The sequence below is a fragment of the Pseudomonas sp. yb_2 genome, assembly GCF_043103905.1.
Taxonomy (GTDB): Bacteria; Pseudomonadota; Gammaproteobacteria; order Pseudomonadales; family Pseudomonadaceae; genus Aquipseudomonas; species Aquipseudomonas alloputida.
Genome location: NZ_JBICKH010000006.1, coordinates 252343 through 274646, shown reverse-complemented (window position 1 = coordinate 274646; position 22304 = coordinate 252343). Strand labels below are relative to the sequence as shown.

Sequence of the window (22304 nt, the reverse complement as noted above, 5' to 3'; positions counted from 1 at the left end):
CCACAGGGTTTGAAGGTTGTGGTGGACTTGTGGGAGCGGGCAAGCCCGCGAAGAGGCCGCCACAGGAGCAGCCCTTCTAGCGGATCAACCCAATCCCGACATCAGAAATGCACGCTGGTGGTCAACAGTGCAGTCCGCCCGGCCGCCTGGTTGGCGAAGTGGGTGGAGAAGGCCTTGTCGTAGTACACCTCGTTGGTCAGGTTCTGCACGTTCAGTTGCAGGTCGACGTTCTTGGTCAGCTTGTAGGCGGCCATGGCGTCGTAGCGTACGTAGCTGTCGACCATGGTGGTGTTGGCCACGCTGCCGTACACGTCATCCACGTAGAACGCACCACCGCCCACGGTCAGCTTTGGCGTGATCGAGTAGGTGGTCCACAGGCTGGCGCTGTTGTTCGGCGTGTTCGGCAGCTGATTGCCGTCGTTGGCCTTGCCCAGCGGGCCGCCGTCGATCTGGCGAGCCTGCATGTAGGTGTAGCCGGCAAACACCTGCCACTTGTCGGTGAGCTTGCCGCTGGCGGACAGCTCGATACCCTGCACGCGGGTTTCGCCGACGTTCTCGTAGGTAGTGGTGTCCACCTGGACGCGGGCGTTTTCCTTCTCGGTGCGGAACAGCGCAGCGGTCAGCGACAGGCGCTGGTCGAGCAGGTCCCATTTGGTGCCGATTTCGTAGTTGGTGGTTTCTTCCGGCTCCATGTCGCTGGCCAGCAGGTTGCCGTTACGGTCCGGGGTGCCACCCAGCGGGTTGCCTTCGGTACCTTCGCCGAGCATGGCGCCTGGTGGCGTTGCGGAGGTGGCATAGGAGACGTAGATGCTGCCGTTTTCGGCCGGCTTCCACACCAGGCCCAGTTGGCCGGTGACGAACTCGCTGACATCTTTGCCTTTGGCGGTGGTGGTGCCAGCGGCGTTGTAGGTCTTGTAGTCGGTGTCAAAGTGGTCGTAGCGCAGGCCCATGTTGACCAGCCACTCCGGGGTAAGCTCCAGGGTGTCGAACACGTAGATTGCACGGGTCTTGCTGTTGGTGGTGGTGCCGGCATAGTTGCGCGAGATGGCACCGTTCCACGGATCATCCGGGTTCGGGTTGCTCAGCGAAGTGCAGTTATAGCCACTGGTGGCGCCGATCATGCCTGGGGTGCAGTTGCTGTTGGCAGACCCGCCTGGCACGGTGTCGGTGTCGACGGTGTAGCTTGAGCGCTCGCTCTCTTCACGGCTCAGTTCGATACCGGTCGAGAAGCTGTTTTTCATGCCGCCAACGTAAAACTCGCCGAACAGATCGGTCTGGTTGGTGGTAGTGGCGGTGTTGCCGACACGGGTGTTGGCGCGGCGCCAGACACTGCCGTTGTTGACGTTGCCCTTGCTGTCGTCGGGCTGGGTCAGGATGTAGTCCTGCATGCTGTTGCCGTGACGCAGGGTGTTCTTGATGGTCAGCGACTCGGTCAGGTCGTGCTCGACGGCGAAGGTTGCGATATCCACTCGGGTCTTGCGGAAGTCGCGGCCGGTCAGGCCGTAGAAGTTGTCACTGTCGCCGCCATCATTCGGCTTGCTCGGGTGTGCCGAGGTGCGCCCGGCGCTGCCGTTGGTCGGGATGGTGTAAGGGATGCCCGAATCCGGCAGGTCGTCGCTTTCCAGGTGGTAGTAGTCAAGGTTGACGCGGGTCGGCGTGCCCAGGCCAAAGGCCAGCGACGGGGCGATACCCCAGCGGTCGTAGTTGACCTTGTCGCGGCCGGCGACGTTGCTTTCGTGGGTCATCAGGTTCAGGCGACCGGCAACGGTATCGCTGAACTGGTAGTTGCCATCGAAGGTGTAGCGCTGGGTCTGGTCGCTGCCCCAGGTCCAGGCGCCGTCCAGCGAGTTGCCCAGATGCGCGCGCTTGCTTACCAGGTTGATGGTACCGCCGGCCGCGCCGCGGCCACCGATGGCCGAGTTCGGCCCCTTGGCCACTTCAACAGATTCGATGGCGAAGATTTCGCGGGTTTGGGCGCCAGTGTCACGCACGCCGTCCAGGTAAGTATCGCCCTGGGCGTCGAAGCCGCGGATGAACGGGCGGTCACCTTGCGGGTTGCCGCCTTCGCCAGCGCCGAAAGTAATGCCGGGCACGGTGCGCAGGGCATCCTGCAGGGTCAGGGCGTTGGTGTCCTTGATCACTTGCTGCGGGATAACGGTTACCGAGCGCGGGGTGTCTACCAGCGGCGCGGTGTACTTCTGCGAGGCGGCCTTCTCCACCTTGTAATCGGTGCTGGCTTGTTCAGCCTTGCCGTTGACGCTGGTGGCATCGAGAGTGATGGCGCTGTTGGCGGCCGGATCGGCGGCATATACCGACGAGGCACTCAGGGCGACACCGATGGCAGACACGATCAGGCGTGGCGAACTCACAGCAGATGGTACGTACTGGCGCATTGCAAAGAACCTTCCCCAAGGTATTGAGGCGGTGGATCTTAATGTAAGCAATTTTGACTAACAATTGAGAGTCGTTACCATTCGTGAAGAATTTACAATCTTTACAATTTGTCTTTACGGTTTCATGCCGCTGAAACGTCTTAAGCGGCGAATGGGGCTTGTGTAGCGTAAAAGGGAATCAATATCATTGCGCCTTTACATTTCCTAACGGTGCTGTTGCCATGCTGCTTCACATTCCAGGCCTGTTCGACGCTGATGAACTGGCCCGTATCCGCGAGGCGCTGGAGCGGGCCGACTGGGCCGATGGCAAGGTTACGGCGGGTTATCAGTCGGCCAAGGCCAAGCACAACCTGCAGCTGCCGGAAGGCCATGCACTGGCCAAGGAAATCGGCACTGCGCTGATCGACCGCCTGTGGAAGACCCCGCGCTTCATGTCGGCAGCCTTGCCGCACAAGGTGTTCCCGCCGCTGATCAACTGCTACCGCGATGGCGGCAACTTTGGTTTCCACATCGACAATGCCCTGCGCCAGCCCAAGGGCAGCCCGGAGCGGGTGCGTACCGACCTGTCTTCCACGCTGTTCCTCAGCGACCCGGAAAGCTACGACGGCGGTGAGCTGGTGATCCAGGACACCTATGGCGTGCAGCAGATCAAGCTGGCCGCCGGTGACATGGTGCTGTACCCCGGCACAAGCCTGCACAAGGTCAACCCGGTGACCCGTGGCCAACGTTATGCCGCATTCTTCTGGACCCAGAGCCTGGTGCGCGATGACAGCCAGCGGGCGCTGCTGTTCGAGATGGACAACGCAATCCAGCAACTGACTGCCGATGTGCCGGACCATCCTTCGCTTTTGCAGCTGACGGGCACCTACCATAATTTGCTGCGCCGCTGGGCTGAGGTCTGAGCCGTGTCCTACCTGCTGCGACGTGAGGAAGTGGTGGATGTGGCCGGCTTGCAGGCCATGCTCGAGGAAACTCCCGGCAAGGCCGCCCAGGCGATTCTGGCGGCAGCGGGGCAGGGTGTGGTCGAGGCGCAGTTGCTGCTGGGGCAGATCCTGCTGGATGGGCGTGGCATCCAGCAGGATGCCACGGTTGCCCGGCGTTGGTTCGGTATCGCTGCACAGGGTGGCAGTGCCATGGCGCACAACATGCTCGGGCGTTGCCTGGAGCATGGCTGGGGTGGCGAGGTGAATTTGGTGCAGGCGGCCGTTCACTACGCCCGTGCGGCCGATTCTGGTTTGGACTGGGGCCTATATAACCTGGGCAACCTTCTGGCGACCGGGCGTGGGGTGCCGGCCAATCAGGTGCAGGCACTGATGTGCTACGAGAAGGCTGCGCAGCTGGGGCATGCCAAGTCGATGAACCTGTATGGGCGTTACCTGGAGCAGGGCATTGCCACGGCGCCCAGCCCGGCGCGGGCGGTGCGCTGGTATCGGCGTTCGGCCGAGGCGGGGGATTTTCGTGGGATGTTCAGCCTGGCGCTGGTGCTGGTCGAGCGTGGGCAGTTGGCCGAGGCAGGGCAGTGGCTGGAGCAGGCCCGGGTTGCGGGGAACATGAATTTCCTGCGTGCTGCGTTGGTAACCCTGCAGGACGCGGGGCCGGTGTTGATGGCCTTTGCGGCGCGGTATGCCGAGGAAATCGATCGGCGCGAAGAGGCCGGTACAGGAGAGCACACATGAAAACGGGGCCTTTCGGCCCCGTCGTGCATTACAGGTAGTAAGCCTTCAGCGGCGGGAAGCCGTTGAATTCCACTGCGCTGTAGCTGGTGGTGTAGGCGCCGGTCGACAGCCAGTACAGGCGGTCACCGATGGCCAGGTTCAGCGGCAGCCCGTACTTGTAGTTCTCGTACATGATGTCGGCGCTGTCGCAGGTCGGGCCGGCGATGACCACTTCCTCGGCTTCGCCTTTCTTCTCGGTCCAGATCGGGAACTTGATGGCTTCGTCCATGGTTTCGATCAGGCCGGAGAACTTGCCCACGTCGGTGTAGATCCAGCGCTCGACGGCGGTACGCGACTTGCGTGCGACCAGCACCACTTCGCTGACCAGGATGCCGGCGTTGGCGATCAGCGAACGGCCGGGCTCGAGGATGATCTCCGGCAGTTCGTCACCGAAGTCTTCCTTGAGGAAGCGGATGATTTCTTCGGCGTAGGTTTCCAGGCTGTTGGTACGGGTGATGTAGTTGGCCGGGAAGCCACCACCCATGTTGATCAGCTTCAGTTCGATGCCGTCTTCTTCTTTCAGACGTTCGAAGATTACCTTGACCTTGGCGATGGCGGCGTCCCACACGCTGATGTCGCGTTGCTGCGAGCCCACGTGGAAGGAGATGCCGTATGGCACCAGACCCAGGTCGCGAGCGAGGATCAGCAGGTCCATGGCCATGTCGGTCTGGCAGCCGAACTTGCGGGACAGTGGCCAGTCGGCAGTGGTGGAGCCTTCAGTCAGAATACGCACATACACTTTCGAGCCCGGTGCGGCCTTGGCGATGTTGCGCAGGTCGGCTTCCGAGTCGGTGGCGTACAGGCGCACGCCCTTCTCGTAGAAGTAGCGGATGTCCTTGGACTTCTTGATGGTGTTGCCGTAGCTGATGCGGTCGGCGCTGACACCGCGGCCCATCACTTTGTCCAGCTCGTAGATCGAGGCGATGTCGAAGCTCGAACCTTTCTCTTTGAGCAGGTCGATGATTTCAACGGCCGGGTTGGCCTTGACCGCGTAGTAGACCTTGGCGAATTCGAAACCGGCGCGCAGGTCGTCGTACGCCTGGCTGATCATCTGGGTGTCGATGAGTACGAACGGGGTTTCCTGCTTGTCAGCGAACGCCTTCATTTTCTGGAAGGTTTCACGCGCGAAATAGTCTTCGACCTGGATCGACATGCTCAGGGACTCCATGGGCAAACTGAAAGATTAAGTGGCTGCAAACTGAACGTCCTCCGTATCCCCACTTTGGTTCGCCTACTCAGTACTTGAGCCGGATGGATCGTTTCCAGCATGGACGTTCGGCGCGCACTTTAGGGCGTGAAGAATGCAGAATCAACAGGCAATCCGGGCGTGATCGACGTGGATCGACGACCAGCCATTTGAATAACCGACTCGTGTGACCGGCTGATGTTCCCTGCGATCTTTCAAGCGTAAAAAATTGTGGAATGGAGCGTGTTGGGCCCTTCGCGGGCAAGCCCGCTTCTACAGGGGATACCCGTTCATTGTGGGAGCGGGCTTGCCCGCGAAAGGGCCGGAGGTGTTCATATTTATGGCCACATTTTCCTGGTACCCCCGTACAGGAAATCGCCCATAAATTTTTTGTTACCGACTGGCGGATTTGCTGCTTTTGATGAGAAACATTACTATTCGCACCCTTATCTGCCTCCCTGATGACCCCCGACCGTGTCCGGACACAAAGGCTTCCTCGACCACTACCATGAGCTGATCGGCACCTGGACGCGCAAGCTGCGCAGTCGTCAGCAGGCCGAGGACCTCACCCACGATGCCTTTGTCCGGGTACTGGAAACCCCGCGCGAGCAGGTTGAGCAGCCACGCGCCTACCTGCATCAGGCTGCGCGCAATATCGCTGTGGATGGCTTCCGTCGCGAAGACCGGCGCCAGGCCCTGGAGCGGGAAGCCTTCGAAGAAGGCGCAACCGGCAGTGGCGACCCGGAAGCCTACGTGCATGCCCTGGAGCTGGCCGACAGCGTTGAGCGGGCCCTGGCCGAGCTGCCTCTCAACTGCCGGCAGGTGTTCATCTGGCAGAAGCTCGAAGGCCTGACCCAGGCCGAGATTGCCGAGCGCATGGGGTTGAGCAAGAACATGGTCGAAAAGTATATGATCCGCACGCTTCGGCACCTGCGTGAGCACCTGGATGTGTCGGCATGAAGAGTCAGGAGGCCTTTTCGATGAAACAGCACGGTACCGATGCCGTCCGCGAGCAGGCGGCCGCATGGTTCGCCCGCGTGCAGGACGCACCTCGGGATGCCGGGCTGCACAAGCAGTTGCATGCCTGGCTGGCGAGCGACGAGCACCACCGGGAAGAATATGAGCATCTCTGCCGCGTGTGGCAGGCCGCCGACTTCATTCCACGCCAGCACCTGGAGGCGCTGTGCCGGCCAGACCCGGTGCAGCAACTGCCACGACGGCGTTTCATGCGCCAGGCGTTGGCCGCCAGTGTCGCGGTAGTGGCGCTGGGCCTGGGCTGGAGCGGCTGGCACCACCTGCAACTGAACCATCAGGGCAGCCTGCAGACGGCCTTCAATGAGCGCCGTCAGGTCGAACTGCCGGATGGCTCGCATCTGGAGCTCAATGGCAACACGCAGTTGCAGGTCGAGTTCAGCGCCGGCCAGCGGCACGTGCGCCTGAACGCTGGTGAAGTGATGTTCAGCGTCGCCCATGACAGTAACCGGCCGTTTGTGGTCGACACTGCCCAGGGCAGTGTGATCGTCACAGGTACCCGCTTTGACGTCCGCCTGGACCCAGCCAGCACCCGTGTGGCGGTGGAACAGGGGTCGGTGCGGGTGCAGGGCAAGGGCGACTCGCCGGCGCAACTGACGGCCGGGCAGGGGTCGCATATAGATGCACAGGGCCTGGTCGCCGCACCCTATGCGGTCAACACCGGCGCCATTACCGCATGGCGACAGGGCAAGCTGGTGTTCGACAACGCAACCCTCGCCGAAGTAGTGGCCGAAACCTCGCGCTACCGTCGCCAGCCATTGCGGGTCGCCCCTGGGAAAGTCGCGCGGCTGCGCCTGTCCGGCACCTTCAGTACCAACGATACAGACGCTCTGCTGCGGGCCTTGCCGAGCATCCTCCCGGTGGCCATCAAAGCCCATGAAGACGGCTCCAGCGAAATAATCGCCAAATAGATTCAGGTTTTTTTTCACTCGTTCGTCTTCCTCGCCAGCTGCAACTGCCAAGCATTTCCATTTGCACGCGGTTGGCGTTTATTCCGCATTCCAGGATGTTTCGACGACGTGAACAACAACAAACCCTTCCCACGCTTTCGCGCCCTGGCGCTGGCCCTGGCGGTCAGCACCGTGGCCGTTGACAGCCAGGCCGCAGAGGCCGGCAATACCCTCCAGATCCAGGCCCAGCCGTTGGATTCGGCGCTGAACCAGCTCGGCCAGCAGACCAGCCTGCAGCTGTTTTTCAGCCCCGAGCTGGTCGCCGGCAAACAGGCCCCGGCGGTATCGGGCAACCTCGCGCCGGTGCAGGCGCTGCAACAGCTGTTGCAAGGCAGCGGGCTCACCTTCGAGATGACCGGGGACACCGTTGTGGTGAAGCCTCTGCCGACTACCCTTGACCTGGGCAGCGGCAGCCTGGAGCTGGCACCCACCGACATCAAGGTGGTCGGTGACTGGCTGGGTGATGCCCAGCAGAGCGTGGTACAGAACCACCCTGGGGCACGCACTGTGGTACGCCGCGAGGCAATGGTGGAGAAGGGCGCAATGAACGTGCGCGACGTGCTGCGCGGCATCCCCGGCGTGCAAGTGCAGGACTCCAACGGGACCGGTGGCAGCGACCTGTCGCTGAACGTGGGCGTACGCGGCCTCACTTCGCGCCTGTCGCCGCGCTCCACGGTACTGATCGATGGCATCCCGGCCGCCTTCGCGCCGTATGGCCAGCCACAGCTGTCGATGGCACCGATTTCTTCTGGCAACCTCGACAGCATCGACGTCGTGCGCGGTGCCGGCTCGGTGCGCTATGGCCCGCAGAACGTGGGCGGCGTGATCAACTTTGTAACCCGGGCGATTCCGGAAAAGGCCTCGGCAGAGCTGTCCACCACCCTGGAGACCTCTCAGCACGGTGGCTGGAAACACACCGAGTCAGCCTTCGTCGGTGGCACGGCCGACAATGGCATGGGCGTGGCGCTGTTGTACACCGGGGTAAATGGCAACGGTTACCGTGAAAGCAACAACGGCAACGACATCGACGACGTTATCCTCAAGACGCATTGGGCGCCAACCGATGTCGATGAGTTCTGGCTCAACTTCCATTATTACGATGGCCGTGCCGACATGCCGGGTGGCTTGACCCAGGCCCAATACGACAGCAACCCGTACCAGTCGCTGCGCGATTACGACTACTTCGCGGGCCGGCGCAAGGATGTGTCGTTCAAATGGCAGCGGCAGCTCGACGATGCCACCCAGTTCGAAGTGCTGACCTACTACACCGACAGCTTCCGCGGCAGCACAATAGCCTCGCGGGACATGAAGACGTTGTCGTCGTACCCGCGCAACTACCACACCTTCGCCATTGAACCCCGTGTGTCGCGCATCTTCTTTGCCGGCCCAACCACCCAGGAAGTCAGTGTCGGTTACCGTTACCTGAAGGAAGCGATGCGCGAACAGTCGACTCGCCTGGCGCTGATCGACAACGTGCCGACGGTGACCCCGACTTCCGACGGCCACGTGTTCCAGGACCGCAGCGGTGGCACCGAGGCCAGCGCCTACTACATCGACGACAAGATCGACGTGGGCAACTGGACCATCACCCCTGGCGTGCGCTTCGAGCACATCAATACCGACTGGCGCGACCGCCCGGTGCTGGACGCCAACAACCGCCCGGTAGCCGAGAAGAAGCGCAGCATCACCAGCAACGAGCCTTTGCCGGCACTGAGCGTGATGTACCACGTTTCCGATGCCTGGAAGGTATTCGCCAACTACGAGACGTCGTTCGGTAGCCTGCAGTACTTCCAGCTGGGCCAGGGCGGTTCTGGCAACAGTACGGCCAATGGCCTGGAGCCGGAAAAAGCCAAGACCTACGAAATCGGTACCCGTTATGACAATGGCGGCTTTGCCGGTGAGCTGACGGCGTTCTACATCGACTTCGATGATGAGCTGCAGTACATCAGCAACGACGTGGGCTGGACCAACCTCGGTGCGACCAAGCACCAGGGTATCGAGGCTTCGGTGCGTTATGACCTGGCCGGGCTGGACCCGCGCCTGGACGGGCTGTCGGTGAGCGGTGGCTACACCTATACCCGCGCGACCTATGAAGGGGATATTCCAGGGTTCAAGGGCCGAGACCTGCCGTTCTATTCACGCCAGGTGGCCACTGCCGGGGTGCGTTACGCAGTTAACCGCTGGACCTGGAACCTGGACGCCTATGCCCAATCGAAGCAGCGTGCGCCGGGAACCGGGATCAATGCCGATGGCAGTTTCAATGGCGACTACATCACCGAGCCGAGTGCTGACGGGCAGTATGGCGATATTCCAGGCTACGTGACCTGGCATGCCCGTGGCGGTTATGAGTTCGGGCCGGACATGTCCAACCTGAAGCTGGCGGCGGGGGTGAAGAACCTGTTCGACAAGCAGTACTTCACCCGCTCCAGTGACAACAATGCCGGCCTTTACGTGGGGGAGCCGCGGACCTTCTACGTGCAGGCCAGTGTTGGGTTTTGATCCGAGACTGTCGGGGCCGCTTTGCGGCCCTTCGCTCGCTCTTGTAGGAGCGGGTTTACCCGCGAAGGGGCGCAAAGCGCCCCCGGCGATTACGAAACCACCGCCTCGGCCGGCGAAACGATACTGCTCTTCGCCCCCCGCGATCTCCCCGAGCTCAGGTACGCGGCAATCGACTCCTGCGTCACCTCGCCCAGGAACACCTGCTCGGCATCCAGCACCGGCAACCACGCGCGGTTGAACTCGTACATGCGCGACAACAGGATGCGCAAATGCTCATCGTGCGACGCGGTGGCATTGAACGGCCGCAGGAAATCGCCACACGTCCCTTGCTGGCGGTGCATGTCGCGCCGGCGCACATAGCCCAGCGCCTTGTTCTGCGCATCGGTCACCACCACGTAGCGGCGGTCGTGCTCATCGAGCAGCTCCAGCGCGTCGCCCACCGGTGTTTCCGGGCTCACCGACGGCGCGTTGTCCGCTGCATCCTCGGCACGCACCAGCAACAGGCGTTTGAGGGTGCTGTCCTGGCCCACAAAGTTGCTGACGAAATCATCCGCCGGGTGCGCCAACAGGGTATCCGGGTGATCCAGCTGCAACAGCTTGCCGGCACGGAAAATGGCAATCTTGTCGCCCAGTTTGATCGCTTCGTCGATGTCGTGGCTGACCATGATTACCGTCTTGTTCAGCGCCCGCTGCATTTCGAAGAACTCGTTCTGGATCATCTCGCGGTTGATCGGGTCGACCGCGCCGAACGGCTCGTCCATCAACAGCACGGGTGCATCTGCTGCCAGGGCGCGAATCACGCCGATACGCTGTTGCTGGCCGCCAGACAGCTCGCGTGGGTAGCGTTGCAGGTACTGCTTGGGTTCGAGCTTGATCATGTGCATCAGCTCGCGAGCCCGCTCGTGGCATTTCTGTTTGTCCCAGCCAAGCAGGCGCGGGACCACGGTAATGTTCTCCTCGATGGTCATGTTGGGGAACAGACCGATCTGCTGAATCACATAGCCGATGTGCCGGCGCAGGGTAACTTCGTCCAGCCCGGTGGTGTCTTCGCCATTGATGAACACCTGGCCCGAGGTGGGCGTGATCAGGCGGTTGATCATTTTCAGCGTGGTGCTCTTGCCGCAGCCCGACGGGCCGAGGAACACGCAGATTTCCCCTTCATTGACGGTGAGGCTTACCGAGTCGACGGCTTTGACGTCCTTGCCGTTGACGTTGAAGGTTTTGCTGAGGTTCTTCAGTTCGATCATGAGCGCAGTCCTTCTGGAGTCAGGGCACGTTGCAGGGTTTGCAGCAGCAGGTCGGCGATGATCGCCAGCAGGCTGACCAGTACGGCGCCGACCAGCAGCATCGACATGTCGCTGCGGCTGATGGAGGTAAGGATCAGCACGCCGAGGCCGCCGGCGCCGATGGTGGCGGCAATGGTCATGACGCCGATGTTCATCACCACGGCGGTGCGCACGCCGGCGAGGATTACCGGTACGGCGATGGGCAGCTCGACCATGCGCAGGCGCTGGCCGAAGGTCATGCCAATGCCACGCGCGGCTTCACGGATACCGGGCTCGACATTGGTCAGGGCCAGGTAGGTGTTGCGCAGGATGGGCAGCAGCGAATAAAGAAACACGGCAGTGATCGCCGGCAAGGGGCCCAGCCCTTGGCCGAACTTGGAGTAGAACGGCAGCAGAAGGCCGAACAACGCAATCGATGGGATGGTCAGCAGCACTGTGGCGCTGGCCTGCAGCGGGCCGGCCACTGCCGGGAAGCGGGTCATCAGGATGCCCAGCGGCACGCCAACGAGGATCGCCAGGCCGACGGCGATGCCGACCAGCATGATGTGCTGCCAGGTCAGTTGCAGCACCTGGGCCCAGTCGAGGTGGGCGAACGTGTCGAGCAGGCTCATGGCTGTACCTCCTTGAGGGGATGCTCTCGCAGGAATGCGGCGGCCACTGCGGTCGGGTTCTGGTGGTCTACGTCAACCTTGGCATTGAGCTGGCGCATGGTCTCGTCATCGAGCTGCTCGGCCAGTGGCTTGAGCAGGGCGACCAGTTGCGGGTTGGCGTCGAGCACGGCCTTGCGCACCACCGGGGCGGCGGTGTAGTCGGGGAAGTAGTGCTTGTCGTCTTCGAGCAGCTTGAGGTTGAACGCGCTCAGGCGACCGTCGGTGGTGTAGACCAGGCCTGCGAACACCTGGTTGTTGTGCATGGCCGTGTAGACCAGGCCCGCGTCCATCTGGCGGATGTTGGCGCGGCCGACCTGCAGGTCGTACATTTCCTTGAGCCCGACCAGGCCGTCGGGGCGGTTGGCGAACTCGGTGTCCAGAGCCACCAGGTGATTACGCTTGCGCTCGTCGCGCAGCACCTGGTTGAGGTCGCTGATCGAGTTGATCTGCGGGTAGGCCTCGGCGACCTGCTTCGGCAAGCCGAGGGCATAGGTGTTGCTGAATTTCGACGGGGTCAGCCAGATCAGGTCTTTTTTGGCATCCAGCTCCTTGACCTTGGCGTAGGTGGCCTCGGCGCTGGGCATACGCTCATCGATGTGGTTGTAGGACACCAGCGACACCCCGGTGTATTCCCACATCAGGTCGAGCTGGCCGGTTTCCTGGGCCTGACGTGCGAGGCTGCTGCCAAGCCCGCCGATGACACGCACATCGAAGCCATTGGCGCGCAGGTACTGCGCGGTGATTTCGGCGAGCACGGTCTGTTCGGTGAACACCCGCGCGCCGATGCGGATCAGCGGTTTTTCCGCTGCCTGGGCAAATCCTGCGAACAGCAGGGCCGCGCCCAGCAGCAAGGCGATTCTCTTCTTCATGCGTTTCCTATCCTTATTGGGCCAGGCCACGTTCCAGCCAGCGCCTGCTGGAGAAACTCACCGCCGCGTCCAGTACCAGTGCCAGTAGCGCGGTGCAGGCGGCCCCCAGCAGCAGCTGCGGCTGGTTGTTCAGGGCGATGCCGGGGAAGATCAGGCTGCCCAGGCTGTTGGCACCGATCAGGAACGCCAGCGGTGCGGTGCCCACGTTCAGCGCCAGGGCCACACGTACGCCGCCGACGATGATCGGCACGGCGTTGGGCAGTTCCACTTGCCAGAGTTGCTGGCGCGGGGTCATGCCAATGCCGGTAGCGGCTTCCTTGAGCGATGCGGGGACGTTTTTCAGGCCTTCGTAGGTGTTGCGCACGATGGGCAGGAGGGACGCGAGGAACAGTGCGAAGATCGCAGGCCCGGCGCCGATGCCCAGGATACTCAGGGCGATGGCCAGAACGGCCAGAGGGGGGATGGTGTTGCCAACGTTGAAGAACTGCATGAAGCGCTCGGCTTTGTCGACCCGGTGCGGTCGACTTAACGCAATGCCGGCGGGGATGCCCACGGCCAGCGCCGCCGCCATCGAAGCCAGCACCAATACCAGGTGCGCTTGCAGGTAGAACCCAAGATCGTCGCGATAACGCGCGATCGTGTCGATGCCGATCCAGTGGACCAGCAGGGCCAGGATGACGAGCACGGCGGCCCATCCCAACAGCCCCTTTCCGTAGCGTTTAGCCACAGGTGGACTCCTTGTGTAGTCGGCGAGCACACTTCTTGGTTGCCGGCCAGTCCTGGCGGCGGGTGGTGTGTTCGCGAGTAGCAGCGTGATGCAAACCGAGGGCTGCGATCAGGCCATGAGCCGAACCCCGTCGGGCCCGAAAATGCTGATGAAACCAGTCCCCAACCGAAGCGGGTTGCAGGGGAGTGGACGTCTCCGTGGGCGTAAAGGTTCCCATCTGAGGCGGCATTTGGCCAGTGTTAATCGCTGGGTTGCGGGTTTTTGGGCGAGAAAAACAGCGACTTGATGTGCTGCAGGCGTTGAAATAACTGCGTTTTGGTTATTTGTCGTGATAAAGCGATTGCCTGTTGGGTTTGTTTTGTTTGTGCCGGCCTCTTCGCGGGTAAACTCGCTCCTACGAAGACTGCACCGCATCCGAACCCTGTGTCGTACCTGTAGGCGCGGGTTTACCCGCGAAGGGGCCGGCACAGGCGCCATTCATTCGGCAGATTTTGGTCCAGGCCCAACTTCAGGTATGATACTGCCCCTTTCAAATCCCCCAGTCAGGCGATTTCCCATGACCAACCAGGCCGCCGAAGTCGCGAAGCGCCGCACTTTCGCAATCATTTCCCACCCCGACGCCGGTAAGACCACCATCACCGAGAAGCTGCTGCTGATGGGCAAGGCCATTGCCGTCGCCGGTACCGTGAAGTCGCGCAAGTCCGACCGCCACGCCACCTCCGACTGGATGGAAATGGAGAAGCAGCGCGGCATCTCCATCACCACCTCGGTGATGCAGTTCCCGTACCGCGAGCACATGATCAACCTGCTCGACACCCCCGGCCACGAAGACTTCTCGGAAGACACCTACCGCACCCTGACCGCGGTGGACTCGGCGCTGATGGTGCTCGACGGCGGTAAAGGTGTAGAGCCGCGTACCATCGCCCTGATGGACGTGTGCCGCCTGCGCGACACGCCCATCGTCAGCTTCATCAACAAACTCGACCGAGACATCCGCGACCCGATCGAACTGCTCGACGAGATCGAAGCCGTTTTGAAGATCAAGGCCGCGCCAATCACCTGGCCGATCGGTTGCTACCGCGACTTCAAGGGCGTGTACCACCTGACCGGTGACTACATCGTGGTGTACACCCCGGGCCACGGCCACGAGCGCACCGAAGCCAAGATCATCCAGAAGCTGGACTCGGACGAAGCCCGCGCGCACCTGGGCGACCAGTACGATTCGTTCGTCGAGCAACTGGAGCTGGTGCAGGGCGCTTGCCACGAGTTCAACCAGGAAGAGTTCATCAACGGTCAGCTGACCCCTGTGTTCTTCGGTACTGCACTGGGCAACTTCGGTGTCGACCACGTGCTCGACGCCGTGGTCGACTGGGCGCCGCGTCCGCTTGGCCGTGTGGCCCACGAGCGCACCGTGGAGCCTGTGGAAGAGAAGTTCACAGGCTTCGTGTTCAAGATCCAGGCGAACATGGACCCGAAACACCGTGACCGTATCGCCTTCATGCGCATCTGCTCGGGCAAGTACGAGAAAGGCATGAAAATGCGCCACGTGCGCCTGAACAAAGACCTGCGTATCGGCGATGCGCTGACGTTCTTCTCCTCCGAGCGTGAGCAGCTGGAAGAAGCCTTTGCCGGTGACATCATCGGCCTGCACAACCACGGCACCATCCAGATCGGCGACACCTTCACCGAAGGCGAAGCGCTGGGCTTCACCGGTATCCCGCACTTCGCGCCGGAGCTGTTCCGCCGCGTACGCCTGAAAGACCCGCTGAAATCCAAGCAACTGCGTCAAGGCCTGCAGCAGCTGGCCGAAGAAGGTGCTACTCAGGTGTTCTTCCCTGAGCGCAGCAACGACATCATCCTGGGTGCGGTCGGTGTGCTGCAGTTTGACGTGGTCGCCAGCCGCTTGAAGGAAGAGTACAAGGTGGAGTGTGCCTACGAGCCTATCACCGTCTGGTCGGCGCGCTGGATCAGTTGCGATGACAAGAAGAAGCTCGAGGAATTCCAGACCAAGGCCATGGAAAACCTGGCCATCGACGGCGGCGGTCACCTGACCTACCTGGCGCCGACCCGGGTCAACCTGGCGCTGATGGAAGAGCGCTGGCCGGACATCAAGTTCCGCGCTACCCGCGAGCACCATTAAGGCCTGAAATCGGGGCCGCCTAGCGGCCCTTCGCGGGCACGCCCGCTCCCACAGGAATCACCAGACCTGGAGGTCATGTGATACCTGTGGGAGCGGGCGTGCCCGCGAAGGGCCGCTAGGCGGCCCCATTTCAATTTCCGGCTTTGATACTGGTCCAGATTCGCGTACGAATACGGTCGATCTTCGCCGGCATCGCCTCCAGCGCATACAGCTTGCCCATCACCTCGTCGCTCGGGTAAATCATCGTATTACCCTTCATCGCCGGGTCCACCAGCCCGTCCGCCTTGAGGTTGCCGTTGGCGTACTGGACGTGGTTGCTGATGTTGGCCATCACTTCCGGCTGCAGCAGGTAGTTCATGTAGGCATATCCGGCCTTTTCATCCGGCGCATCGACGGGCATGGCAACCATGTCGAACCACATCGGCGCGCCCTCCTTGGGTATCGAATAGCCCACCTTCACGCCATTGTTCGCCTCGTCGGCGCGGTTCTTCGCCTGCAGCACATCCCCTGAGAACCCCACTACCACGCAGATATCGCCGTTGGCCAGGTCGCCCGTGTACTTGGACGAGTGGAAATAGCTGATGTAAGGCCGCACTTTCATCAGCAGGTCCTTGGCCTTCTCGTAGTCCTTGGGGTCTTGGCTGTGATGGGGCAAGCCCAGGTAGTGCAGGGCGATCGGCAGCAGTTCGGGGCCATTGTCCAGCACCGCGACGCCACAGCTTTTCAGCTTGCTCATGTACTCGGGCTTGAAGATCAGGTCCCAGGAGTCCACGGGCGCGTTGTCGCCGAGCACCGCCTTGACCTTGTCGATGTTGTAGCCAATACCGGTACTGCCCCACAGGTACGGGAAGCCGTACTGGTTGCCCGGGTCGTTCACCTCCAGCGCCTTGAGCAGCACCGGGTTGAGGTTGTGCCAGTTAGGCAGCTGGGATTTGTCCAGGCGCTTCAAGGCCTTGCCCTGGATCTGCCGGGCCATGAAATGGTTGGAGGGGAACACCACGTCGTAGCCGGAATTGCCGGTCATCAACTTGCCATCGAGGGTTTCATTGCTGTCGTACACGTCATAGGTCGGCACGATGCCGCTGGCTTGCTGGAAGTTTTTCAACGTATCGGGGGCCACGTAGCTGGACCAGTTGTAGATCTTCACCGTTTCAGCGGCGCTGGCCACGCTGGCGGCCAGCATCAGGGGGGCGAGGAGGAAGGTGCGCATGTCGGGTTTACCTTGCTTTGTCTGTTGTTATCGAAGGCAGGCGATCAGCGGATCAGAAAATAAGCACGTAGGTTTTGCGCACGGTCTCCTGGATGTCCCAGGTGCCGGTGCTGTTGGCCGGTAGCATCAATGCGTCTCCGGCTTCTATGACCAGGGGCTCGCCACCGTCGGGGATGAACGTGCAGCGGCCCTTGATGAAATGGCAGAACTCCTGTTGCACGATCTGCCGCCGCCAGCGCCCTGGGGTGCATTCCCAGATGCCGGTTTCAACGCCATCGCTGCGCTCCACGCAGGTGACTGACGTGACTGCCACGGGTTCGCCGAGCGGTACCGCGACCGGGTTGGAGCTGTCGAGCACGGCAAATTCGGTGTTCTTGAACTGGGTGATGCTCATGACCGGTGGATCCTGTACGAGTGAAAAGGGAAGTCAGTGCATGAAGCCTTCCATGAAGTCCGCAACCGAGATGGCCAGGCGCCGCCTCCACGGTGCACTGGCGGGGTTGGCGAGGGTCCGGTCCTCGTGGACGAAGCTCTGGATGATCGCGTTGTAGCCCAGCCAGCGGCAGGGCTCGGGAGGCCAGCTTGCCAGGCTCGATAGCGGGCGGTTGTCGAGCACCCAGGGTTGCGCCGTCAGTTCGTTGTGCTGGTTGAGGATCAGCGCCGCCAGGGTGCGCCCACCCAGGTTGGTAGCCCCGACGCCTTCGCCGCCGTAGCCGCCGGCAAGGGCGATGCCGCGCTGGCGGTCGCAAAGCATGTGTGGGCGGAAGCGTCGCGCCATGCCGAGGTTGCCGCCCCAGGTATGAGTGATGCGTACCTGTTTGAGCTGCGGGAACAGTTCGCCGAACAGGTAGCGGCGCAGTTCGACTTCGTGTTCGTCGAGGTTGAAGTTCTCGCGCAGACGCCCACCGAAGCGATAGCCACCGCGAGCACCGAAGACCAGACGGTTGTCGGCAGTGCGCTGGCCGTAGGTGACCTGGCGGCTGCTTTCACTGAAGGCTTGGCCCTTGCTCAGGCCAATTTGCTCCCAGGTGGCCTCTGGCAGCGGCTCGGTGGCCACCAGCAGGCTCTGTACTGGCAATTGGTGTTTGCCCAGTGGCGGCAGGCTGGCGGCGTAACCCTCCACGGCAGGTACCATCCACTGGCAGCGAATCTGTGCCAGCGGGGTACGCACCTCGCTCGGCTGCCAGTCGATGGCCGGGGTATTTTCGTAGATCGATACGCCCAGCGCCTCCACTGCCCGGGCAAGGCCGCGCACCAGCTTGGCTGGCTGGATGGTCGCCGTGTGCGGGCTGTAGATGGCTCCAAACGCATTGCTGACCCGCAGCTGGCTCCCCAGCTGCTCGGGGCTCAGCCAGCGGTAGTCGTCCTCGGTCATGCCTTGGCGATACAAGTCGTCGAGGTAGGCGCGCAGGCTGCGTTCCTGCTCCGGGTAGCGCGCCGCGCAATAAAGGACGCCGCCTTTGCGGTAGTCGCAGTCGATGCCTTCGCTTTGCAGCACGTGATGCACTTCATCCGGGATGCCGTGCAGCAGGTCGATGCTGGCGCGGCGCTGTTGCGGCGAGAGGGTGCCGAGCAGGCGGTCTTCGCCGAGCAGGTTGCCCATCAGCCAGCCCCCATTACGGCCGGAGGCGCCGAAGCCGGCGATTTGGGCTTCAATCACCGCGATGTTCAGCTGGGGGGCCTGGCGCTTGAGGTAGTACGCGGTCCAAAGGCCGGTATAGCCGGCACCGATGATGCACACGTCAACGTCGAGGTCATTGCGCAGTGCCGGGCGCGCGCACAGCGGCTCGTCGAGCTGGTCCATCCACAGGCTGAGCGTGCGCAGGGGTTGCATCGGGTTTGGCTCCACATCCGTCAAGGTCTGTGGGCGATGCTAGTGGTGTCAGTGGGCGGCTGTCTTACGTGCGTGCACGCAGGGAAATTTGCTTCAGGTAGGCCTTGGGCGTGAACCCGGTGTGTTCGCGGAAGCACTTGTAGAACGCCGACAGCGAGTTGAAGCCGGCACTGAAGGCCAGCTCGTCGATCGTCGCCTCGACGCTGTCGTCGCCGAGGCTGGCCATCAGGTGCTGCAGGCGTGCCTGGTTGACGTAGCGGTAGAAGCTTTGCCCCAGCACCTGGTTGAGCAGGTAGGAAATCTGGTTGCGGCTGTAGCCGCTGGCGTCGGCGACCTGTTGCAGGTCGAGCTCCGGGTCGAGGTAGGGGCGTTGACGCCGGAAGTAATGCTCCAGGTCCTGGGCCATGGTCGACAACTGCCGAGGCGACAAGCCCAGGCGGCTGGTGGCGGGGCGCGGACCGCTGTTGGCGTGGCCTGTGCCGTTCTGGCGGACCAGCGTGGCGTATTCGTTGACCCGCCAGATCAGCCCGTCCCTGACGGTGATCGCCTCGCTGGACTGGAACGCAACCAGGCCGTCACCGCCCTGGACCGTGACCTGATACTGGATGAATGCGGTGCTGCCATCGACGCGGATGCGGTCGCTGTGGACGATGTCCTCGCCGGCTTCATGGGGCAGGCAGGCGCGTACGTAGTCGCGCAGTTCCTGATGGCCGAGCACGCGGTTCTGAAAGAAGTCGTGGTACTGGATATCGGGGTGGTAGAGCGCCATGACACCGTCGAGGTCGCGATGCTTCCAGCAGAGGTGGTAGCGCAGCACGATTTCGGCGGTAAGCGGGGTTTGCTCGGGGCCGTCGGGGAGGGTGGTGGCGATCATGGGTGGATAGTGCATTGCAGAACACCCAGGTGCAAGGGCGTGGATCCTGCATATTGCACGGTTTGCTCAGGCGGCTTGGAGGGTAAGCCTTTGATTCTTATGAATGTAGTTTTTTGATACAACTGGCATGGCGGCTGCACCTTTCTTGTCACCATCGATCAAGGAGAAAGGCCATGCGCTCGATACTGCTTTGGATGATTGGGGTGCCGATTCCGGTGATCATTCTGATCTGGTTCTTTATGCATTGAGATTTTGGGGGCCGCTTTGCGGCCCTTTTGCTACAACTCTTCGCTACAAAAGGCGTGTGCAAGGCAGGGCCCGGATGTCGGGCTTGAGATCAATAAATCCAGTTTGGTGTTCTGATGAACACCAAAGGCCTCGTGACATTTTCTTCGGTATATAAATTGTAGATTTTTGGGGGAGTGTGCCAATGGCGTATTTTTCGCTGCGGGCCTGTAGATATGAGTGCTCATAGTAATGGACTATCAAATCTATCTTGCAAAAGTCATGTTGATATGTTGCCTTGCATGGCAGCATTTGCGGTAGTGGTGAAACTGGAAGTTTTGTAGACGCATCTGCCCGATTAGGCTTGACGGCGTCTGCAGTCAGCAAGCAGGTATCAAAGCATTGAAAATGCCTTGTCCCGTACACAAAAAAACTGACACTCCCCTGATAGTCGAATCCCGGTATCCGTCCGGCCAACACATCTTCCTGACGAAACCGGCGAAGGCCATGGTGTCCACCTAAAAGTGGACACCATTTCTGGCCCATCAAGCGGATTTTCCAGGCATCCTCAGCGCCGTACCTACAATAAACCTTTCAAAGCCCAGAGTGCGACGAGCCCGGCGCCTCCATCGCAAACATCGCCTTGGGCCACAGCCTCAATGGCAACCTCGTCCACAAATGGATTCAGCTCCACAATCAAAAAGCCTTGGCACTTCAGCTGGGCAGCGCAGCAAACTGCTGTTTTTCGCACTGAGGGCTGCCCAGTTTTCTAACAGTTAAAGAAACTGCTCCGCATAGTGGCACGCAACCTGCCGCGTACTCACCTGCCTCAGTGCCGGCACCTCCTTGGCACACCGCTCGGTCGCATACGGGCAGCGTTTGTGAAACGCACACCCATCCGGCGGGTTCAGCGGGTTGGGCAGCTCCCCGACGATACGAATTTTCGGCTTCAACGGGTCTGGATGAATCGCGGGTGTCGCCGACAGCAGCGCCTGGGTATACGGGTGCAGCGGCTTCGCGTAGATGTCCTCCTTCGGCCCCATCTCCGCCGGCCGCCCCAGGTACATCACCAGTACCTGATCCGCCACATGCCGCACCACCGCCAGGTTGTGCGAGATGAACACGTAGGCGGTGTTGAACTCCTTCTGCAGATCCATGAACAGGTTCAGCACCTGCGCCTGAATCGACACGTCCAGCGCAGAGGTCGGTTCGTCGGCCACCAGCACCTTGGGTTGCAGCATCATCGCCCGGGCCAGGGCGATACGCTGGCGCTGGCCGCCGGAGAACATGTGTGGGTAGCGCTGGTAGTGCTCGGGGCGCAGGCCGACCTGCTCCATCATCTTCTGCACTTTGTCGCGGCGCTCGGCCTTGCTCAGCGAGGTGTTGATCAGCAGCGGTTCGGCCAGTTGGTCACCGATCTTCTGCCGTGGGTTGAGCGAGGCGTAGGGGCTCTGGAACACCATCTGCACATCGCGGCGCAGTTGTTTGCGCTCTGCCTTGCTGGCGCCCTTCACCTCGGTGCCGGCAATTTGCAGCGATCCGGACGACGGCTCTTCGATCAGGGTCAGGGCGCGGGCCAGGGTCGACTTGCCGCAGCCCGACTCGCCGACCACGGCCAGGGTCTTGCCGGCCTCCAGTTCGAACGACACGCCATTGAGCGCGCGCACCAGCGCATGGCCCTTGAACAGCCCGCGGGAGACTTCGTAATGCCGGGTCAGCTCCCGGGCGGATAGAACGACGGCCATCACGCCACCTCCTGGTTCAGCGGGTAGAAGCAACGCACCAGGCTGTGGGCCTGAGGGTCGAGGGGCGGGCGCTGGCGCCGGCAATTGTCCTGTACATAGGGGCAGCGTGGTGACAGCAGGCAACCGACCGGGCGGTCGTAGCGGCCGGGGACGATGCCAGGCAGGGTGGCCAGGCGTTCGGCGCCAATGCTGTGCTCGGGGATCGCGGCGAGCAGGGCTTCGCTGTAAGGGTGGGCGGGCACATCGAACAGTTCTGGCACCTGGCCCACTTCCACGGCTTGGCCGGCGTACATCACGCACACCCGCCTGGCGGTTTCGGCGACCACGGCGAGGTCGTGGGTGATCAGGATGAGCGCCATGTTGCGCTCCTTCTGCAGGTTGACCAGCAGTTCCATGATCTGTGCCTGGATCGTCACGTCGAGGGCCGTGGTCGGTTCGTCTGCGATCAGCAGCTTGGGCTCGCCGGCAATGGCCATGGCGATCGCCACACGTTGGCTCATGCCGCCTGACAGCTGGTGCGGGTAAGCGTCCAGGCGGCTTTCTGCGGCCGGGATCTCGACCTTTTTCAAGAGCTCCAGAGCACGCTGGCGTGCAGCCTTGCCTTTCAGGCCCAGGTGCTGTCGTAGCACTTCCTCGATCTGGAAGCCTACGGTGTAGCTGGGGTTGAGCGCGGTCATCGGGTCCTGGAAGACCATGGCGATGTCCTTGCCCACCACCTTGCGCCGCTGACGGCCGCTGAGCTTGAGCATATCAGTGCCGTCGAAGGTCAGTGAGTCGGCGGTGATGCGCCCGGGAGCGTCGATCAGGCCCATCAGGGCCATCATGGTGACCGACTTGCCCGAGCCGGACTCGCCGACGATGGCCAGGATCTCGCCAGCGTCCACTTTCAGGTCCAGGCCGTCTACCACCGGTACTGCATTGGCGTCGCCGAAGCGCACATTCAGGTTGTTGATCTGCAACAGTGACATG

Annotated in this window: 18 protein-coding genes; 6 read left to right on the top strand and 12 right to left on the bottom strand. The window is 61.9% G+C overall.

Annotated features, from left to right (window positions below; all coding sequences use genetic code 11):
• Positions 1-101: 101 nt before the first annotated feature.
• The gene (locus ACF8FB_RS02410) at positions 102-2393 is read right to left on the bottom strand and encodes a TonB-dependent receptor (RefSeq protein WP_392510965.1); all 2292 of its coding nucleotides are present in this window, start codon (positions 2391-2393) and stop codon (positions 102-104) included.
• 221 nt (positions 2394-2614) lie between these two features.
• Here ACF8FB_RS02410 and ACF8FB_RS02405 point away from each other — a divergent pair, with 221 nt between their 5' ends.
• Both ACF8FB_RS02405 and ACF8FB_RS02400 read left to right on the top strand, forming a co-directional pair.
• Positions 2615-3295: a Fe2+-dependent dioxygenase gene (locus ACF8FB_RS02405; protein ID WP_003248502.1), complete on the top strand. Its 681-nt coding sequence runs from the start codon at positions 2615-2617 to the stop codon at positions 3293-3295.
• 3 nt (positions 3296-3298) lie between these two features.
• Complete coding sequence (locus ACF8FB_RS02400; protein WP_010952075.1) at positions 3299-4069, top strand: tetratricopeptide repeat protein; 771 nt, start codon at positions 3299-3301, stop codon at positions 4067-4069.
• 28 nt (positions 4070-4097) lie between these two features.
• Here the strand turns inward: ACF8FB_RS02400 and ACF8FB_RS02395 are convergent, their stop codons facing one another.
• On the bottom strand, positions 4098-5261 hold the full coding sequence (locus ACF8FB_RS02395; protein ID WP_003248498.1) for a type III PLP-dependent enzyme: 1164 nt from the start codon (positions 5259-5261) through the stop codon (positions 4098-4100).
• Positions 5262-5768: 507 nt separating this feature from the next.
• Here ACF8FB_RS02395 and ACF8FB_RS02390 point away from each other — a divergent pair.
• The 3 genes from ACF8FB_RS02390 to ACF8FB_RS02380 all read left to right on the top strand — a co-directional run bounded on the left by ACF8FB_RS02390 (position 5769) and on the right by ACF8FB_RS02380 (position 9775).
• Positions 5769-6254 carry an RNA polymerase sigma factor gene (locus ACF8FB_RS02390; protein WP_003248496.1) on the top strand — a complete coding sequence of 162 codons (486 nt, stop codon included), beginning with the start codon at positions 5769-5771 and terminating at the stop codon, positions 6252-6254.
• Positions 6255-6274: 20 nt separating this feature from the next.
• Positions 6275-7237: a FecR family protein gene (locus tag ACF8FB_RS02385; protein WP_049586482.1), complete on the top strand. Its 963-nt coding sequence runs from the start codon at positions 6275-6277 to the stop codon at positions 7235-7237.
• A gap of 108 nt (positions 7238-7345) precedes the next feature.
• Complete coding sequence (locus ACF8FB_RS02380) at positions 7346-9775, top strand: TonB-dependent siderophore receptor (RefSeq protein ID WP_010952078.1); 2430 nt, start codon at positions 7346-7348, stop codon at positions 9773-9775.
• Positions 9776-9864: 89 nt separating this feature from the next.
• Here ACF8FB_RS02380 and ACF8FB_RS02375 read toward each other — a convergent pair whose 3' ends face one another.
• From ACF8FB_RS02375 to ACF8FB_RS02360, 4 genes are read right to left on the bottom strand one after another with little or no spacing between them, the layout of a single operon-like run.
• Positions 9865-11022, bottom strand: coding sequence for a betaine/proline/choline family ABC transporter ATP-binding protein (locus tag ACF8FB_RS02375; protein WP_010952079.1), 1158 nt, complete (start codon positions 11020-11022; stop codon positions 9865-9867).
• Positions 11019-11672 (bottom strand): ABC transporter permease, encoded by a 654-nt coding sequence (locus ACF8FB_RS02370; RefSeq protein ID WP_010952080.1) that lies wholly within the window; start codon positions 11670-11672, stop codon positions 11019-11021. Before ACF8FB_RS02370 ends, ACF8FB_RS02375 begins: the two co-directional genes overlap by 4 nt.
• The gene (locus ACF8FB_RS02365; RefSeq protein ID WP_049586430.1) at positions 11669-12580 is read right to left on the bottom strand and encodes a glycine betaine ABC transporter substrate-binding protein; all 912 of its coding nucleotides are present in this window, start codon (positions 12578-12580) and stop codon (positions 11669-11671) included. The genes ACF8FB_RS02370 and ACF8FB_RS02365 overlap by 4 nt, the downstream gene beginning before the upstream one ends.
• A 13-nt stretch (positions 12581-12593) precedes the next feature.
• Positions 12594-13307, bottom strand: coding sequence for an ABC transporter permease (locus tag ACF8FB_RS02360; protein ID WP_003248483.1), 714 nt, complete (start codon positions 13305-13307; stop codon positions 12594-12596).
• A gap of 556 nt (positions 13308-13863) precedes the next feature.
• On the opposite strand from ACF8FB_RS02360, the gene ACF8FB_RS02355 reads away from it, so the two are divergent.
• On the top strand, positions 13864-15447 hold the full coding sequence (locus tag ACF8FB_RS02355) for a peptide chain release factor 3 (protein ID WP_003248481.1): 1584 nt from the start codon (positions 13864-13866) through the stop codon (positions 15445-15447).
• A 130-nt stretch (positions 15448-15577) separates the two neighbouring features.
• Here the strand turns inward: ACF8FB_RS02355 and ACF8FB_RS02350 are convergent, their stop codons facing one another.
• The 6 genes from ACF8FB_RS02350 to ACF8FB_RS02325 form a co-directional block, all read right to left on the bottom strand.
• Positions 15578-16657 (bottom strand): polyamine ABC transporter substrate-binding protein, encoded by a 1080-nt coding sequence (locus ACF8FB_RS02350; RefSeq protein WP_003248478.1) that lies wholly within the window; start codon positions 16655-16657, stop codon positions 15578-15580.
• Positions 16658-16709: 52 nt separating this feature from the next.
• On the bottom strand, positions 16710-17051 hold the full coding sequence (locus ACF8FB_RS02345; RefSeq protein WP_010952084.1) for a cupin domain-containing protein: 342 nt from the start codon (positions 17049-17051) through the stop codon (positions 16710-16712).
• A 33-nt stretch (positions 17052-17084) separates the two neighbouring features.
• Positions 17085-18491, bottom strand: coding sequence for an FAD-binding oxidoreductase (locus tag ACF8FB_RS02340; protein ID WP_049586433.1), 1407 nt, complete (start codon positions 18489-18491; stop codon positions 17085-17087).
• 64 nt (positions 18492-18555) lie between these two features.
• The gene (locus ACF8FB_RS02335; RefSeq protein WP_010952086.1) at positions 18556-19380 is read right to left on the bottom strand and encodes a nuclear transport factor 2 family protein; all 825 of its coding nucleotides are present in this window, start codon (positions 19378-19380) and stop codon (positions 18556-18558) included.
• Between the two features lie 986 nt (positions 19381-20366).
• Complete coding sequence (locus ACF8FB_RS02330) at positions 20367-21335, bottom strand: peptide ABC transporter ATP-binding protein (protein WP_010952088.1); 969 nt, start codon at positions 21333-21335, stop codon at positions 20367-20369.
• A complete protein-coding gene (locus ACF8FB_RS02325) occupies positions 21335-22303 on the bottom strand; it encodes an ABC transporter ATP-binding protein (RefSeq protein ID WP_010952089.1) in 969 nt (322 codons plus the stop codon). The genes ACF8FB_RS02330 and ACF8FB_RS02325 overlap by 1 nt, the downstream gene beginning before the upstream one ends.
• Position 22304 lies beyond the last annotated feature (1 nt).